This window comes from Desmonostoc vinosum (genome assembly GCF_059505385.1).
The window spans coordinates 35,358-54,284 of record NZ_JCACKM010000032.1 but is presented as its reverse complement, the minus strand read 5'-3'; the positions used below and the strand labels follow the sequence as shown (position 1 = coordinate 54,284).

Here is an 18,927-nt window from a genome sequence, read left to right as displayed (position 1 = left end):
TTACACTGAGAGAGTTTTTTTACAAACTACCTGACTTTTCAAACAGCCTCTTAGAAAAATACCTTAATTTGTCGCATTAATAACTTAGGGCGTGTCATCCTTCTTAACCTTAAATTGCTTAAGAGGGTGTTTTTTCAAAAAATAAATTTTTATGACGATGCAGCTACTGAACGATCGCTATCAAGTTATCCGTACATTAGGTGCTGGTGGGTTTGGCGAAACCTTTCTAGCAGAAGATACTTATATGCCTTCAAAACGCCGCTGTGTGGTAAAACAGCTAAGACCGATTCAAAATAATCCTCAAATTTACCAACTCGTGCAGGAACGGTTTCAACGAGAAGCGGCAATTTTAGAAGAACTCGGCGGTAAAACTGCTCAAATCCCTTCTTTGTATGCTTATTTTTCTGCTGCTGGGCAGTTTTACTTAGTTCAAGAGTGGGTAGAAGGTGATACTCTAACTGCAATACTGCAAAAACAGGGTCTTTTTACTGAAAGTGCTGTCCAAGAATTATTGATAAGTTTATTACCCACTCTGGAGTATGTTCACTCTCAGCAAATCGTTCATCGTGATATTAAACCAGATAATATTATTGTGCGGCACCATGATTGCAAACCAGTACTCATCGATTTTGGTGCGGTGCGCGAATCTATGGGAACGGTTGTGAATTCCCAAGGGAATCCTACCAGTTCGATTGTAATTGGTACGCCAGGATTTATGCCCAGCGAACAAGCAGCAGGTAGACCAGTTTATTCGAGTGATTTATATAGTTTGGGGATGACTGTCATATATCTGCTGACTGGTAGACAACCACAACAACTAGAAACAGACTCGCAGACTGGTGAGATTGTCTGGCGAGAGTATGCTAGTCATATTAGCCCGATGATGGCGGGGATTATCGATCAAGCGATCGCTTATCATCCCCGCGATCGCTATCCTACCGCTAGAGCGATGCTAGATGCTCTGCAAAGTTCAGCAAATCCCATACCACCGACACAACCAGTACCTCAAATACCCACGCCAATACCTCCCACTATTCCTATTACTCCCCAATCTAGGACTCTAAAAAATAATCGTAGCAGTATTTTGATCGGCGGTTTAGTTGCAGGTGGGTTAGTTGGTGCAGCAGTAATTACAACTCAGGTATTCACAAAGCCACAGTCTCCAGAAATTCAGTCACAGACACAACAAACACCTTCATTAGTATCTCCTGATATTGCGCGATCGCCAACACCCGAAATATCAAATAACTCAAGTTCTTTACCTGTAAATATTACTCCGCCATCTCAGCCACAATCTCCGCGAATTACCCCACCATCTCCACCCAAACCTGCATCAATTACTCCACAATCTCCGCCGTCGGTTATTATCTCATATGCCAATGGTGATTATTCATGGCTTTCTCAAAAACTTGTCACTGATGCTGATTTAAATGGTAAAGACGGTTTGGAATTAGATATTATGCGAAATTCAATTTTTGCCCGTCATGGTCGCCGTTTTGATACTCCGGGCTTACAAGCTTATTTTAATAATCAATCTTGGTATCGTCCTTTGTATTCACCTAAGCAATTTCCCACTAAATTACTATCAAAAATAGAGCGGCAAAATGTTGAATATATTAATAAATACCAAAATCGATATAATTTAAGATATTTTAAATAGTATCTTCCCTACTCCCCACTCCCCACTCCCCACTCCCTACTCCCCACCCACACAAGTCAGTTCAAAAATCAAAGCAGACTAAAATTATTAAGAATTACGACGATATCTTAATTTAGTTGGGGAAAACAAATAATTGGAACTATAACGGGTATAGTATATTACTGTTAGCTACTAGTAGAGTCCAAAATTAAACTTTAAATTTGGAGAAATAAAAACATGCAAGAAATTGAAAGATTTTTTAGCAACATATTTAGTAGCCTTGCTGATCGCTTTAGATTTTCTGCAACGAATGCAGCTGAACAAAAAATCAGAGAAACCATAGATCAGCAACTCGATCAGCGCAAAAAACCCAAGCAAAACGAGCAAGAAGACCATAAGAATAATTCGTAATTGATAATTCGTAATTCGTAATTAATACTTTGAGGTTAAAGTTGGGGGCTTTAAATCAGTAATAAATTTATTTGTTTCCATAAACAAAGCTAGTTGCTATATAACTGTAACTACGAATTACGAATTACGAATTAGTAATTATTTAGTGGCGTTAATTTATGCAAACACTGCTAAACAATCGCTATCAAGTTATTCGGACTTTGGGCGGCGGTGGTTTTGGAGAAACTTTCCTTGCGGAAGATACTCAAATGCCCTCCAAACGTCGCTGTGTAATTAAACAGCTAAGACCGATTCATAATAACCCCCAGATTTATCAGTTGGTGCAGGAAAGGTTTCAACGAGAAGCCGCAATTTTAGAGGATTTGGGCGGTATTACTGACCAAATTCCCACTTTGTATGCTTACTTTCAATTGGAAGGGCAATTCTACTTAGTCCAAGAGTGGATTGAAGGCGATACCTTAACGGCAAAAGTTCACCGACAAGGGTTATTTAGCGAAAGTGCTGTCAAAGAATTATTAGTAAATTTATTACCAGTATTAGAAAACGTACACAATAAGCGGATTGTTCATCGCGATATTAAGCCCGATAATATTATCCTGCGTCAGCGCGATGCTAAACCAGTACTCATCGATTTTGGTGCGGTGCGCGAATCTATGGGAACAGTCGTGAATTCCCAAGGCAATCCCACCAGTTCGATTGTGATTGGTACACCAGGATTTATGCCTAGTGAACAGGCAGCGGGTAGGCCAGTTTATTCGAGTGATTTATATAGTTTAGGCATCACAGCGATTTATTTGCTAACAGGCAAACAACCGCAAGAGTTAGAGACAGATTCACGTAGCGGAGAAATTATTTGGCGTAGTCACGCTTTGAGTGTCAGTCCTACTTTAGCAGGAGTGATAGACCAAGCGATCGCCTACCATCCGCGAGAACGTTTTGCCACCGCTAGAGAAATGCTAGAAGCGTTGTACTCCGGGACGGCAGCCGCATTTCCACCAACAATGCCTTATGCTCAAACTCAACCAACAGTCAATGTCGCACCCCCGGTAACAATGCCAAACACAGTTGCGGTAAGTCCTGGGACTGTGAATCAAGGCAGTGGGCACAAGGGAATCCTTCTTGGTAGTTTGATTGTAGGTGGTTTAGTAGGTGGTGCGATCGTGGTTGGTTTGATTCTGAGCAAATCGACTGAACCAATTGTCCAATCAACTAACTCATCAGTATCTTCGTCAAATCGCAACGAATCGCCAGATACTAACACCTTACCACCGAATATAAATAACGAACCACGAGATAATATACCGACTGAGCAACCAGATATTAACACCCCACCACCGAATACAAATAACGAACCACGAGATAATATACCGACTGAGCAACCAGATACTAATACTAGCGTCCCAAGTCCTACCCCATCTGCTCAAATTTCTTCTCCACCACAGCCAGAAGTTGAGCGGACATCACCAGAAGCAGCTATACAAAGTTATTATGCAACCATTAATCAAGGTCAGTATCAAACTGCATGGAATCAGCTAGCCCCTAGCTACCAAAGCAATCGCCGCCTGCATCCAAATGGATATCTTTCTTATATCGACTGGTGGGGAGGACAGGTACAAAATGTAGATGTTGAACAAGTTAGTTTGATACAAGAAAATGCAGAAACAGCTACAGTTAATGCTCAGTTAAAATATCTACTCAAAACGAAGAAAGTCGTTACTAGTTCTGTGCGTTTTTCCCTTTTATGGGATGCTGAAAATAGCAGATGGGTTATTAGTGGTACAAAATAGATAAACATTCCTAAGTACAGAGTACTGAGTCAGTAAGTTCGTAGTGAGTTAGCGCGGTCTTGGGGGTTTCCCCCATGAGCGACTAACGAACCCGGAGGGTCAGGATTTTAATCCTTGTTTTCTAAGCACTAAAGTGCTGATGACAAGCCATCAATGAGCTAAATTTGGGGATGAAATAGTGTCAGAAATCTTGACAGAAGAAAGCTTTGCTCATGGTTTGAAAGTGATTGCTTCGTGCGATTCAGACTTAGCAGTAGTTCTCCAAACTCTGAGTTTTCCTCCTTTTTGGATACGCGAACCAGGTTTTGCAACGCTGATTCAAATCATATTAGAACAACAAGTATCTATAGCATCAGCTAAAGCGATTTTTGAGCGGTTGCAACAAACTATATCACCGATTACTCCAGAGCAGTTTGTCAGTCTCAATGATGAACAAATTAAAAAAATTGGATTCAGTAGACAAAAAGCTCTTTATGGGCGATCGCTAGCTGATTCTATCATTTCTGGACAACTTGATTTACATCTGCTCCACAAGATGGATGATGATGATATCAGGTCTACTTTGAAAAAAATTAAAGGTATTGGAGATTGGACTGTTGATATATATTTGTTGATGGCAATGCGGCGACGTGATAGTTTCCCGGCGGGAGATTTAGGATTAGCGTTAGCGATTCAAAAACTTAAAGGATTAGAGAAGCGACCTAAACCAAAGGAAATAGAAAGTATTGCGGAGCAATGGCGACCTTGGAGAGCAGTAGCAACGCGTTTATTATGGCACTATTATTTAAGTAAGTAATTTTATATAATTAATTTATGCAAGAGGTCTAATGCTTTAATTGTCCTCTGGCTTCTGCTAGGGGATAGAATCGAAATACTGTTTGTAGAAATGCTCTTGCTGCTTTTATTTCTTTGGTTCTTGTAGGTTGCCATCTATCAGGAAGGCAGAAAAGAAACTTAACTAAATTTTTAGTTTGCATTAGTGAAAGTTGACTAAATTCTAATCCTAGATAAATTTGTTCTTTATGCCTAAATTTTCTGACAATTTTGACTTTAAAATCTGTATCTGCAATTGCCGGAATATACAATTTAGCTGTTTCTGGTAATTGAGATAATGGCATTGTGCTAGGAATTTGAATTAAAGCTCCTCCTTCTGATAAGTCAAGAGTATGACCTTCTAGTATTTCTGATAATAATTTTAATTGACAGGTCAACTTATGTTCAAATCTTAAAAATCGGCGTTCTTGGGGAACTTCAATTGTTGACTGAATACAAACACTTAATAATGCTAAATTATAAAAACTCCAAGTTAAGGTAATTGCTAAACTAGCAGCTTCATCAGATGGATCTGCAATTCCTAAAAAGTGGCGTAACAAGCCAATACAATAGCAAATTGCGATTAATATTAAAGGGATACCAAGCTGCCAATTAATACTGATTTTTGACAAAACTACACCTTTGGGAGTAACTTTAAATCTAACTCCAAATGGCGAAATCAAGGTTTTACATACAGCGATAGTCACTGGTAAACACATCAAAATATCAAATACATCTGACCAAACAATTGAACGTAAACCGCCATTGAGCCAATTAAAAATACATAAATTAAAGATATAATAAGGAAGAAAGAAAATTAAAATTCCAGGAATAGTAGGATTAATCGCAAAGATATCAAAAATTAATGAGAATGCAGGTAAAAGTAAATAAAATAAACGAGTGATGGCAGTACACCAAAAAATGATCGCACAGAAATGAACAAGACGCTGTATGAAAGTCAGTCCTGAGTAAAACAAAGGTGGATGTTGAGGACAGAAAAATAATTGTAAATTTCCTTGTGCCCATCTCAATTTTTGATTAATATAGGCACTGATATTTTCTGGTGCAGCTCCCCCAGAGATTAACTCATTTAAATAAATAACTTTATAGCCTTGGTTGAGGAGTTGCATTGAAGTGTAAAAATCCTCAGTAATACTTTGAGTAGGAATCCCGCCAATTTCTTCTAATAGATTACGACGAATGATAAACGAAGTTCCAGAACATAGAGGTGAGTCTAAAGCATCTCTCCCAGCTTCCATATACTGAAAAGATAAATCGACATCATTGCCAATCAGATGATCGACTCTTAAATTTAACAAAAAGGAAGAAGTATTATAAAAATTTTGTGGAGTTTGAACAAGCGCAACTTGCGAATTTTGAAAAAAACCAACCGTGCGTTCTAAAAAATTTTGAGCAGGTACAAAATCAGCATCAAAGATAGTAATCAATTCTCCTGATGTGAGTTTCAAAGCATGATTGACATTACCTGCTTTCGCATGAGAACGGTCAACTCTATCAATGTAAAAACAACCCAAATATTGAGCAAGCTTTTGCACTTCTGGACGGCAACCATCATCTAAAAGGTAAATTGTTTTACGTGGATAATTAATTAACTGGCAACCGATGACTGTACGCGTCAAAATATCTAGAGATTCGTTATAAGTGGGAATTAAAATATCAACAGTTGGTTGATAAGTGCCATCAATAATTGCTTGCGATAAATAGTCAGCTTCTTGAGAACGATCGCGCACCGACACAGTTTGAGCATAAAAGCTGATAGTACTGATATAATTCAGTAGCTCAGCTAAAAAAAACAACACACTCAAGCTACCAATCCAAAAATTAGGTAGATACAGAGTACCCAACAGCCGCCACAGCATATATTGTGTCACTAAAGCGATCGCAATTATCCCCGCGATCAATCGACTCCAATACCCCGGTTGCGGAGAAAAATATTGCAGCAATATCGCCGCCACTACACTAAAACCAGTAGGTAAGCATATCTGCAATAATCCCACTTCTGTAGGGGCAAAAAAATTATGGCTAGCTTCCAACCAAGCACTTAATTCAATTTCCCATTCTGATAAGTCTATCTCTAAACCAAAGACACCAAACCCAACCACCAGCAACAGAGTTAAACAGAACCACCATAAACCTTTAAGTTCCACCTAGTTGCTTTTCCTCCCAAAGCGGGGAATAACCACCTCAACACTGCGTCCCACGTAACAAAACTCTTGGGAATTCGCAGGTTCAGACCACTCCACCCCGATGCGTAAAGCTACTTGACGCTTAGGTAAATCCTTGAGTAAACCAACCACATCTTCCCCCGCATTCATGCGTCCGACACCGGCACGAATAGCCAAAATCTTGCCTTGCCATCGCCGCTGAGTTTCCCCCAACAACTTAATTTGTACAGCCATTCCCGATGATAGTTGTGCCGCACTTTGTTCTGGTACCAAAGCCTCAACCCAACGGTTTTGACAATTAACCATTGTTAAAATTTCCTCATTTGGTTCTAGATATTCATTACTCCGAGATTTAATTGACCAAATGGGCCCAGCAATAGAAGCCTTAATCGCTGTCACCGAATCTATTTTTAATTGCTTCTCAATCTTACTTAACTCATTATTAATCGCTTGAATTTCCCCATTAGTACTTAATTTTTTTTGCTGAATTGCTATCAGTTCCTTAGCTAAATCTTGTTGATGAATCAATAATTGCTGTTGACGATTTTCTGTATCACCAATTCTCAACATAAAGTTAATTTGTACAGATGACAAATTAGCCTCATTAACTTGTAACTGACTTAAAGATTGCTGATAAGACTCAAAAGCCTTTTTCACATTTTCTTGTGATTGTTTAGCAAGAGATTGCAGTTTTTCAGCCTGACTTACCGAAACTACCTTTTCTTGAGCTAATTGTTGATAACGTTGTGCTTCCTTTTGGGCGATCGCAGCTTCTTCTTTTTGCCTTTCTAGCTCAGCATGAGATTGATTAATATACCTTTCAGTTTGTGATAATTCTAATTTTTTTTGTTGATTTTGTAACTGTTTTTGTTGTAATATTTGCTGCTCATATAGCTTAATTTTATGATCAAGTTGCCCTAAAATTCGTTCATAAGTACTAGCTTGCTCACGAAGACTTAGCAATGATTTTTGAGCAACACTTAATTGAGTTTTTAATTCTTCTCTACGTAAAATTAAAGTATTAGCTCTGGGGTTTTTCACATGACCCAAAACCCTATTAGGTTCCACCCATTCACCAGGAACATAGTGATTATTTAATTGTAAATTTCCCTCAATCGGTGTACGAATATACACAATATCACTATTGATATAAGCTCGACTGCTACGAATACTCAAAAGATGCTGCACAAAAAAAGTCAAACCAACCCCCATCACACCAAGGGCCAACACCAACCGAGTTGATTTAAAAACACTTGTACGTTTTGGAACTGGTAACTTAAGAAATATAACCTTAATAAACACTAAACCTCCATAGAAATAGGGAGTGGGGAGTGGGGAGTGGGGAGTAGGGAGTGGAGGAGAAATATATTTTTTACCTTTTTGCGTCTTTGCGTCTTTGCGTAAGACAAAAAGATATTAATCTATAGCAGTGCGTTACTACGTGAGATACTTCCCATTAAACAACAGGTGATAAATCTACCTTAAAAACAATATCGTTGTAATCTCCATCTCCACCCCCCGGTAAATCTTCAAAACCAAAATGGTTACTGCCCAACAACCGCAGATGATCAAATCCATCAGTATTAGCTCCTAAATAAGGGAAATAAATACTAGGATTATTACTAGCATTATCATCAATAAGTTGATTAATCGTGCCATCAATAATCAAGAAAGGCGCTAAAATATCTCCTCCTTCTATTTGAACATTAGTAACTGTGTGTGACTGATTATTAACTTTTAACTCCAAATCAGTTACTCGTCTTTGCATTGCCACTTCTATATAACGAGCATCCCCAGGATTGACTAACACACCAAATTCATCGCGGACAGATCCTTGAGCATTTTCTACCACGTAAAGTCCAGCGACATTATTCAAACTTGCTTCCCGCCAAACTGTAAATTGAGCAGTTAAAACTTGCCCATCAAATTCTCGTAAATCAATAACTTCACTTTGAAATAATCCTTGAAGATTAGTACCTATAGGGGCATCTTCATTAGTAACTTGCAAATTAATTTCTAGGCTATCAAAGCTGAGAGAATTATTAAATTGGTCTTGCCAACGGATTGTTAAATTCCCATCGTTGAATTCTTCAGTCGTGAGAGTAGTAAACTCCCCATTAGCATTAACCGCACTTCCCAACAAAACGCGATCACTTTTACCAGCAATCACCAAATCTGTCGTACTATCTTGTACCAGGTAGAATTGTAAGCGATCGCCTGCATTAAAACTCAATAATTGTTCGGAGTTAAATTGAGGAAATAGGTTGTGACTCAATGTTGAGAAAATCACTCTGGCAGGCTGAGGACGGTTAGGATTTAATGCAGCTTGCAAATATCCCGGAGAACCAGGAAGTAACCCATTAACTCGACCTTCTGCATCATCAACCACAAACACACCAATTTCATTAACTTGATTAGTCTTGATTTGGCTGACAGTGAATTTCACCTTCACCTTATCAACCCCAATCACAGAAAACAAATTGTTGTCTTCGTGTACAATTTTTGACGCGACTATCCGCAAGTTAACATTAGCTTTTGCACTTTTAAAACCAAACTTATCAACTAATTTGTAAGAAAATACATCATCACCCTCAAAGTTTTGATTGGGATTGTAAGTAATGAAATCATCTTCCAAATCATCAAGCGTGTCATTATCATTCAGGATTACTGAACCATAAGTAGGCAAATCTTCTAGAGTTAAGGATAAGCCAGATAAATCCAAATCTTGGTCATTTTTTAATAACTCCTTGACTTGAATTTGTGTCGATTGATTTGCAGCTACAGTTACCTCATCAGCTACAGGCGCTGGTGGGTTAGACTCACCCGTGACTTCTACAGTTACAGTTGCCTCATCAGTATTAGTACCATCACTCAAAGTGTAAGTAAAGGTATCCTTGACTACATCATTGGGAATAATCGATTGAGGAGCTGTATAAGTGAAAGAATTATCGTCATTTTGAGTGACCATTCCCCCCAAGGCAGAACTAGCTTGGAAACTATCAATAGTGGGGATACCGTTGATGCTGATGTCATTACTTAAAACATCAATCACTACAGGTGTATTTTCCTGCGTACTGGCTTTGTCGTTAATCGCATCTAAAACCAAAGCTTCATAACTACCAATATCCACCGTTTCGCCAGCGATGCGGAGTGCAAGGCGTTGGTCTGTTGTGATGCCAGCGACCGGCGGATTTGCACCCGTATTCAAAGCCGGACTATCCTTAACTAAGGCATGGGTGAGGGTTTGACCACCATTATTTTCCAAAACTGGGTTCAAAACTTGCTCAATTTCACTGATGCCAGCACTAGTAAAAGTTTGATCGCCTGTAGCAGTGAATGCGCCTGGAGAATCAACACCGATGAAATTATGACCTTGACTGGTGTAAACAACCGCTACCCCATCAATACCAGGATTGATATCTGGTGCTAGTCCACTAAAATCGTAATTGCCAGCGACGATGCTATTTTGCAGGCGAACTTCAGATGATGCACTTGGCTTATTATAAATACCGCCACCCATGCCATCGGGTTCACCGTCAACATTCGCCATATTCAGTGTCACAGTGGTATTTAACAGCTGCGTTAAGCCTGAACTTTGGAAAATACCGCCCCCATTATCATTGGCAATGTTGCCACTGATTGTACTATTAGTGAGATTGACAGTCCCATAATTGTTCGAGAGTCCGCCTCCGTCATCGCCAGCGGTGTTGGTGCTAATAGTGCTACCAGTAATATTCAAGGTGCTATCAGTACTAAAAATACCGCCACCTTCGTCTTGAGCCGTATTATCACTGAGCGTTGTTCCTTGCATATTCAGGGTTGCTTGGGCAAGGGCGATCGCCCCACCAATCCCTGCACTCTTATCACTGCGATCGGCTAGAGCTATATTCTTCGTCAGTTTACTATCAGTTATGGTTAAATTAGCGTTGCTAGCTGCATAGATAGCCCCCCCAGCAGTATCAGCCCGGTTGCTTGTGAAAGTGCCGTTCGTGATTGTGGTATTTCCTGTAATAAATAATGCTCCACCTTCTCGTTCCGCTAAGTTACGAATAAACTCAGTATCAGTAATCGTTGCAGTTGCTGAAGAATTGCTATTGCCATTGTTATAAATAGCCCCCGCCTGTCCACCACCATCATTCTCTGTAAAGGTGCTATCGCTGACAGTTAACGCCCCAGCGTTATTAAAAATCGCGCCTCCAATTGCCCCTGCGACGTTACGGATAAAGCGACTATTGGTAATTGTTACTAACCCCTCTTGACCGTTGGAGAAACCGTTATAAATAGCCCCACCTTGGTCTTTAGCGAAGTTGTTGATAAACGTCGTATTGTTAACCGTCAGAGTTGCTTGATAGTTACTACTAGCACCAGGATTAGCCAAACTAGAACCAGGATTAGCCGCATTCAGAATCGCCCCACCGATAGTTTTGCTGTAGTTATCGCGGAATACAGCATCATTGATAATCAGATTGCCTTGGTTGCGAATGGCTGCACCTTGATCTACACTAATCGAGCCAGAAATACTTTGCTCAATCCCATCCATACCATCTGCAATGGTTAACCCACTCAGTTCGAGAGTCGAACCGCGTTCAACATAGAAGATACGCGAGGCATTATTCCCACTAATAGTGAGATTTTTTGCTCCTGTCCCTACAATCTTGATGTTATTGGGCAACTTATGACCGACTAACAGTTGACCTTCGGTGAGAGTAATTGTTTGGGAACTGGTTATGTCTAAATTAAAACCGATAACCCAATCCCCAGCCTCAGAGGTAGCTATCTGCACAGCTTCCCGCAAGGATAGTTGACCATCGGTAAAATCTATACCGTCTTCTGTAGTTGTGACTAATAAGACATTACTGCCTACCAAATCAGGAACTGTAAACCCTGTGGATGTGTCCACAATGCCATTGACTAAGATGTTTGCCGTCTGGAGTCCATCTGCATCGTTGTAGGTAAAGCTATCTAAGGCATTCTGATTGCTGGCTAAATCGCTTAAGTTCTCTGCCGGTTTGTAGGTGAAGAAGCCTGTACCATGATTGATGACTGTACCACCAAGTTTGGTAGTGATGGGAGATGATGCCTCTACCGTAGTAGAACCAGAATTGAAGGTGACAGCTTCGTCTGTTGTAGTTGTGGCTAGAAAAACACCAACGCTACCCTGAAATTCTGTTGCACCAATATCAACTACAGAATTAATAATCCGGGGTTGTCCTGTGGCATCTATACCACCTTCATCCTTAGCCACCATGGGTGCAAAGGCATTATTGCCAGCATCAACTAAAGGGCTATTCGCTAATAGTGCATGGGTAAGTCGAGAACCACCTGCTACTCCATTCTCAGCTAAGGTAGGATCGAGCAGCTGATTAATATTGGTGAGTCCCGTACTATCGAAGGTTTGATCTGTGGCTTCTTTAAACTCTCCGACACTATCCACACCAACGAAATTATTGCCTCGACTAATGTAAATGCTAGCGCCATAACCCCCATCTAACAAAGTTTCGCCTACATCAGGTGCAGAGTTGCCTTGATTCCCAGCAATGATTGTATTAGCTATTTTTGCGGTGGAATAATCATTAAATATGCCGCCTCCAACTCCCGTACCATCGGCGTCAGAGTCGGCAACGTTCAAAACTAAAGTGCTGTTAGTCAGGGTGAGTTTAGTACTCTTTTGGAAAATACCCCCACCGGAATTTTTGGCTTGGTTAGCACTAAAGGTTGTATTGACAACACGGGATAGGATATTGTCAGTGTAAACACCACCTCCTTGATCACCAGAATTATTCTTGCTAATAGTGGTACTGGTGAGAGTTAAGCTACCAGAACCTTGTTGATGGATACCACCGCCAGAACCATCAGCTGTATTACTATCAACCGTAGTATTGGCGAGGGACAAAACACCCGACTGACTAGCAATGCCACCCCCTGTCCCTTTGGCAGTATTTTCGGCAAACCGACTATCTTTTGTAATTAAGGTTGTGTTGTAGCCATCTAAAAGAACAGCACCGCCGTCTCCCGCAGTAGAAGCATTCTTTTCAAAGTTACTATTGAGAGCATTGACACGTGCATTGTTAGTAACATATAAAGCACCACCACCATTAATCCCTGTATTTTCAGAGAAGTAATTATCGGCAAGCTCTAGAGAGTAGGGATAAGCATCATAGCGTTGTCCATCGGTGACGGCGATCGCACCACCTTTTTGATTAGCGGTATTCTTTGTAAAGGTGCTAGTTTGAATAGATGCGATCGCTTCTAGCAGAATTGCCCCACCTTGATCTGCCGCTGTATTGTTACTAAACTCGCTGTTAATAACACCTAAAAGCGGATTACCATCATTTCTGCGATGATAAATCGCCCCACCACCGCTAGTAGCTTGATTATTGCGGAATTTGACACCATTAATAAACAGGTTGCCAGCATTATTGATTGCACCACCTTGATCGGCTAACCCATTAGCCAGGGTTAAATTTTGCAAGATGACACTTGGTAAGGGACGATTGGGAACAGCGGCAACTTCCGGTTCATTAAAGTTGCTATCAATTCTCAATAAACGAGTAGTGCCATTCCCATCAATTGTGATGTCGTCTAATGGCGACCCCAATATCTGAATATTGCTACTGATGACAAGCTCACTACCCAACGTGATGGTATGAGAACCAGAATCTAAATCGAAATTAATTTCTACATCGCCTACGGTGCGGTTAGCATAATTAATTGCTTCCCGCAGAGTTGTGACACCATTATTAATGTTATTGTCATCCGTATCGGCAGTACTGTTTACCGTCAGTTTAGTAATAATTGTGTCTGATGTAGAAACTGGCGGTAAAAAATAACTATTGAGTTGTGTTCCAGCTAGCGGTATAGTATCATCTGGCTGGACTTCATAAGCACCAATATCTGCTGTGCCTGTGCGATTTTTACCCCTTTGATCTGTAGTTAGGGTCGTATTACCATTGTCGAGGGCTATACTACCATTAACCAGTTGATGAGTCGGGATGTCGTCACCAGATAGGTTAGGATTAAGTACTTGAGTAATATCTGTAATGCTAGCACTGGCAAAAGTGCGATCGCTAGCATCTAAGAAAAAGCCATTGGTAGTGGCACGGCGATCAGTACCAATTAAATTGTTGCCCAGACTCTTAAAACTAGAGGTGGTGCTGGTGAAATTTGATTGCCCGATATCAGGAGCAATACCACTGTAATCAATATTACCTGCAATAATACTGTTGCGGACTGTAACTTTAGGTGTACTGTCATAGGATGAATTGGTGTATATTCCCCCACCAAAGCCCCGGAAGTCGCCATCACCATTCCCCACATTCAAGGCAACTGTCACACTATCTAAATTCAGTTTGCCGGAATTGAGGACAATACCACCACCATTATTTGCTGCTTGGTTCCGGCTAATTGTACTGTTAGCAATGTTAACAACGCTATCACTGCTACCATTGCTCGCAATCCCGCCGCCTTGTTCATAAGCAATATTGTCATGAATACTACTTTGGCTAACATTGATAGCCGCAGTGCCGGTGGTAAATAGCCCACCGCCTTCTTTTTGAGAATAGTTGTGGTCGAGAATGCTACGAGTTAGCGTTAACGAACCATCGGAGTTAGCGATCGCCCCACCAACACCAGCAATAGCTAGACGGTCTGCTACAGCCAGGTTATAGCTAAACTGACTATCAGTAACGGTGAGATTGGCTGTACTATTAGCATTGAAAACTGCACCACCTGCATTATCAGCCCGGTTATACAGAAACTTGTTCCTTGTCAAGCTAGCAGTTCCGGTATTGAAGATTGCCCCACCTTCTCTGTCAGCTAGGTTCTGAACAAAAGTACCGTCTGTAACTGTCAAAATGGCGCTGGGATTCGTCCCACCATTGTTATAGATAGCCCCGGCTTGATCGCCACCAAAGTTGTAACCGAAGTTGGTGTTACTAATGGTTAAACCACCATTATTGTTAAAGACTGCCCCAGCGATCGCTTGAGCGCGGTTTTGCTCAAAGCTACTATTGTTAATACTGACAGTGCCACCATTACCAGTAAAGCCGTTATAAATTGCCCCACCTTGGTCTTTGGTAGTGTTATTAATGAAGCGGGTGTTATTAATAGTAAGACTAGCATTGTATACGGGCAGTTCACCCATATCTCCAGCACTGCTACCATTAACGATCGCTCCCCCTATTGTTTCCGAGCGATTATCTCGCAATACACTATCATTAATAATCAACGTGCCATGGTTGCGAATTGCTCCACCTTGAGAAACGCCAGGAAAGGTAGAATTATTGGCACGGTCTATACCATCGGCTAAAGTTAAACCATTGAGTGTGAGTTGGGCGTCAACATCAACAAAAAACAACCGAGATTGTTGATTACCACTAATTGTTAAAGCATCTGCACCTGTGCCTTGGATCGTAATATTGCTACTAGGGAGAATGTCTAACTGTCCTTGGGTTAGGGCAATGGTTTGTTCTCCAGGTAAGTCAAAGCCGATTGTGCCACTTCCCAAACCATTTAAGGTGGCGATCGCTTCTCGTAAAGATGTCACCCCATCCCCGGCATCTACAATATCTTGATTGGTGGTGACAATTACTAAATTAGAAGTCCCAACATTAACTGTGACTTGAGCTGTGCTAGTACCACCATTACCATCACTCAGAGCATAGGTAAAAGTATCGCTACCCGTAAACCCTGCGTCGGGTGTATAAGTAATAGTGCTATCGGGCGTATCAGGATTATTGATAATTACTTGCCCATTGGTAGCTGGACTAGTAATACTAGTAATGCGTAGGCGATCGCTACTATCTATATCAGTGTCATTTACCAAAGGATTAAAAGTAAGTACCGTACTGATGACATCATTTACTCCTACTGGTGCTTGATTAACACCTGTCACCTGTACCTTTAAAGTTTTAACTCCCTCAATATCAGCATAAGTGATAGTATCAATCGCTGTTTCTCCTACAGCCAAAGTCTGGAAATCTGGATCAAGAGTATAAACAATCTGGCCATTACCTTGATAGGCGACATCAGCACCTAATTGACTTTCGGAATTAAGCGCCGTCAAAAAACTAGAGCCTGTATCGATGATTATAGATGCATCATCATTGACAGCAGCTATGGGAGTGCCGCTTGTGTCTGTAAACTCAACTGCCCCAATATCAATACTGAGATTCTGAACTCGTGGTTGCCCAGTCGCATCGGTTGGCAAATTTACCCAAGATGGTAGCCCCCCATCAATTGCTAAACTATTAGCGACTAACCCATGACTCAATGGTGAACCTAAAGGCGCACCATTTAACGCCAAGGTAGTATCTAAAACTTGACTAATATCACTAATACCAGCACCGATAAAAGTGATATCAGTGTACTCTTTGAACTGTTTGACTGTATCTTCACCAATTAAATTACCGCCTAAGCTGATATAAAGCCCTGAATAACTACTCGCTCTTGCGACATCTGCATTTTCAGCTGCTTCATTGCCTGCGATAATACTATTGCTAACTCTAATCGTCCCACCATCGTTAAAAAATCCGCCCCCCCGACCGGAACCGCTATTATCGCTATCCGCCACGTTGAGAGTTAAAGTGCTACTATAAACGCTGAGTTTACCCTTATTGAAAACTGCTCCTCCATCCCCAGTAGAACGATTACCGCTAAAGGTACTTTGGATCAGTTCAATATTACCGCGATCGTCAAAAATCGCCCCCCCAGCCACAAAACTCGGCGAGTTAACAGCCCCACCAGCTTGGTTATCAGCAAACAAAGTCCGAGTAGCAGTGAGAGGTTTACCAGCATTATAAATAGCCCCTCCCAACGCCGCTGCTTTATTCGTTTGGAAGGTAGTATCCGTGAGGCGTAAAATTCCCTGACTGAAAATAGCTCCCCCCACACCACTGCCGCCACTACCATCTATGACAGCTTCGTTGTTTTGGAAAGTCACCCGACTAATATTCAGACGTGCATTTTCATCAGTGAAAATACTCCCCCCCGCCTGATCCTTACCATTAATCAGAGTGAGATTTTGCAGGGACAATTCCTGCAATTGACTGACATAAAAATGACGGTTATTGTTACCACCATCGAGAGTGATATCTGCCGCATCCCCGCCATCGATAGTGATATTCCCAAAAACACCCAAACTACTGTTGAGGAAGATAGTTTGTGGATATGTCTCAAAATCAAACGTAATTAGGTGAGCAGTATTTTTATCACTATTAGCAGCATTGACAGCTTCTCGCAGAGTAGTAATACCATTACCCAAGTCGCCATCATCAGTATCAGCAATGCTATTAACTACAAAAGTGCCGAGAATACCTTGATAGTTTGCTAATACGTGAGGTTGAAATATAGCTATAGGATTGACTGCACCTGTTCTAACACTGTGACAAGGCAACTTTGCAAGGTTTAAATTTTCCGCATCCCCATCTCCCCGCGTTCTTGCGTCAACCTCAATCCAGTAACTCTGGTTTGGTGAAGTACTAGCTTCTAGATGCCAATTACCCCCCAAAGCAGAATTCCCCGTTAAAGTCCGAGAAGCAGCAATTTCTACCTTTAATATGTGATGCAGTTGAGATAAAAACTCCTCTCCAGCATTGCCAGCTGCTACTTGACAACCATAGATGAATAACTCACCTCCAGGCTGAAAGCACTTTGACCATTTATGTAGCGCAAATTTATACTCAGCAATCGTTGCCAAACTTAACTCTGTATTACCGAGGTGCAAGCATCCTGGAGAACCATGACTAATCAGATGAACTTGTCGCCAACCATAACCTTGTTGCAGAATTTCAGTAATTTGTTTGACACCATCTTGGTGAGCATCTACGACTGCTATCTGTACGCCCGATTGCACACCGGATAATAAATATAAGTAATCTTGTACTTGAGAATCTACTATTAAAAGTATTGAAGAATTAGTACTTATAGATACACTTAATTTTTCCGTAACAATAGCTAGATTAACAGCACAGTAAGACATAAGTATTTGTGGGAATTATAGACGTGCAAACAAAAATTTGTCTTTAAAGTAACTTGGCGTTTGCATACTTGTCAGTAAGTGAAAGTACGTAAATTAAGGAAATTGGGAGTGGGAAGAAATATTTTCATCTGTAGTGAGGACTTTAGTCCTCGAATATTCAAGCACGCTTTGTTATGCGTAGTGTCTTTTTAATGAGATAATTTCTTATTAATAGCTCAAGTTTTGATCTGAAGCGATCGCTATGACAATCACCCTTTCCCAGCAAGCCTTTGATGAACTATTTCAGGAAACAGTAGAACCTGACCAACACCCAGATCCAGATGATGTATTGGACGTGGTATACAAATATCCCCGACGGTTGGGACAAGGTTACTGGCGGAGAATTCAGTTACGTCCAGGATTGGAGTTGATCATTGGCAAATTGCAAATGCGCGATCGCATGATCATTCTACAACCAGAACAAGAACATGATTGGTTAGAGTATCACTTTCATTTTTCGGGAGAACATCACGATCAATATAGAAAGGTTGGTGGGGGAGAATACAGTTTCGTGGGAAGTGGACTAGATCCCAAACAAACGAGTGATTGTTCAGATAAAAACTCTTTTTTGGAAGTAAATATCCTCATGCAGCCGGAATTGCTATATTCTTTTGCTGCCAATCAACAAGGACAATTACCTCAAGCGTTGCAACCATGGATTCGGCAATCGCATCAAACCTATTACTGCCGTTGTGGAACTGCCACACCTGCAATGCACACTGTTGCATGGCAAATTTTTAAGTGTCCTTATCAAGGAATCGCCAAGCGGCTGTATCTGGAAGGCAAAGCTTTAGAGTTAATGGGGATATTGATCGCACAGGAAATCAAAATTAAGGATGCTCATAACCACCCTCACACTTTAAAACCGGATGTAGTAGAAAGGGTTTACCATGCTAGAGATATTCTGGTGAAACGACTGATGCAGCTATTTTTTATAACCGAGATCAATTCAGAGTTGCAGTTAACTTCAAAAATCTATTTGACGTAGATTATTTTGAAAGTTCGCTAGGTAATCGTGTTTATTATGGACAGCCATTTACAGTGCAAGGAACTGTTTCTTGGCAGTTTTGAGCG

Annotated in this window: 8 protein-coding genes; 5 read left to right on the top strand and 3 right to left on the bottom strand. The window is 40.9% G+C overall.

Annotated features, from left to right (window positions below):
• Nucleotides 1–151: 151 nt before the first annotated feature.
• The 4 genes from AC5JMF_RS04880 (at nt 152) to AC5JMF_RS04865 (ending at nt 4,633) form a co-directional block, all read left to right on the top strand.
• Nucleotides 152–1,660: a protein kinase domain-containing protein gene (locus AC5JMF_RS04880; RefSeq protein WP_495794598.1), complete on the top strand. Its 1,509-nt coding sequence runs from the start codon at nt 152–154 to the stop codon at nt 1,658–1,660.
• A 216-nt stretch (nt 1,661–1,876) separates the two neighbouring features.
• Nucleotides 1,877–2,050 carry a hypothetical protein gene (locus tag AC5JMF_RS04875; RefSeq protein ID WP_495794597.1) on the top strand — a complete coding sequence of 58 codons (174 nt, stop codon included), beginning with the start codon at nt 1,877–1,879 and terminating at the stop codon, nt 2,048–2,050.
• 158 nt (nt 2,051–2,208) lie between these two features.
• Entirely contained in the window at nt 2,209–3,837 is a 1,629-nt protein-coding gene (locus tag AC5JMF_RS04870; protein ID WP_495794596.1) for a protein kinase domain-containing protein, read from the top strand.
• A gap of 178 nt (nt 3,838–4,015) precedes the next feature.
• The gene (locus tag AC5JMF_RS04865; RefSeq protein WP_495794595.1) at nt 4,016–4,633 is read left to right on the top strand and encodes a DNA-3-methyladenine glycosylase family protein; all 618 of its coding nucleotides are present in this window, start codon (nt 4,016–4,018) and stop codon (nt 4,631–4,633) included.
• Between the two features lie 28 nt (nt 4,634–4,661).
• Here the strand turns inward: AC5JMF_RS04865 and AC5JMF_RS04860 are convergent, their stop codons facing one another.
• The 3 genes from AC5JMF_RS04860 to AC5JMF_RS04850 all read right to left on the bottom strand — a co-directional run bounded on the left by AC5JMF_RS04860 (nt 4,662) and on the right by AC5JMF_RS04850 (nt 17,814).
• On the bottom strand, nt 4,662–6,818 hold the full coding sequence (locus tag AC5JMF_RS04860; RefSeq protein ID WP_495794594.1) for a glycosyltransferase family 2 protein: 2,157 nt from the start codon (nt 6,816–6,818) through the stop codon (nt 4,662–4,664).
• Entirely contained in the window at nt 6,819–8,138 is a 1,320-nt protein-coding gene (locus tag AC5JMF_RS04855) for an HlyD family secretion protein (RefSeq protein WP_495794593.1), read from the bottom strand. It lies immediately after the preceding gene.
• A 154-nt stretch (nt 8,139–8,292) separates the two neighbouring features.
• Complete coding sequence (locus AC5JMF_RS04850; RefSeq protein ID WP_495794592.1) at nt 8,293–17,814, bottom strand: DUF4347 domain-containing protein; 9,522 nt, start codon at nt 17,812–17,814, stop codon at nt 8,293–8,295.
• 241 nt (nt 17,815–18,055) lie between these two features.
• On the opposite strand from AC5JMF_RS04850, the gene AC5JMF_RS04845 reads away from it, so the two are divergent.
• Complete coding sequence (locus AC5JMF_RS04845; RefSeq protein ID WP_495794591.1) at nt 18,056–18,841, top strand: AraC family transcriptional regulator; 786 nt, start codon at nt 18,056–18,058, stop codon at nt 18,839–18,841.
• Nucleotides 18,842–18,927: the final 86 nt, after the last annotated feature.

Coding starts and splice junctions, on each gene's coding strand:
- AC5JMF_RS04880 (WP_495794598.1), top strand. CDS start 152: ATGACGATGCAGCTACTGAACGATCGCTATCAAGTTATCCGTACATTA.
- AC5JMF_RS04875 (WP_495794597.1), top strand. CDS start 1,877: ATGCAAGAAATTGAAAGATTTTTTAGCAACATATTTAGTAGCCTTGCT.
- AC5JMF_RS04870 (WP_495794596.1), top strand. CDS start 2,209: ATGCAAACACTGCTAAACAATCGCTATCAAGTTATTCGGACTTTGGGC.
- AC5JMF_RS04850 (WP_495794592.1), bottom strand. CDS start 17,814: ATGTCTTACTGTGCTGTTAATCTAGCTATTGTTACGGAAAAATTAAGT.
- AC5JMF_RS04845 (WP_495794591.1), top strand. CDS start 18,056: ATGACAATCACCCTTTCCCAGCAAGCCTTTGATGAACTATTTCAGGAA.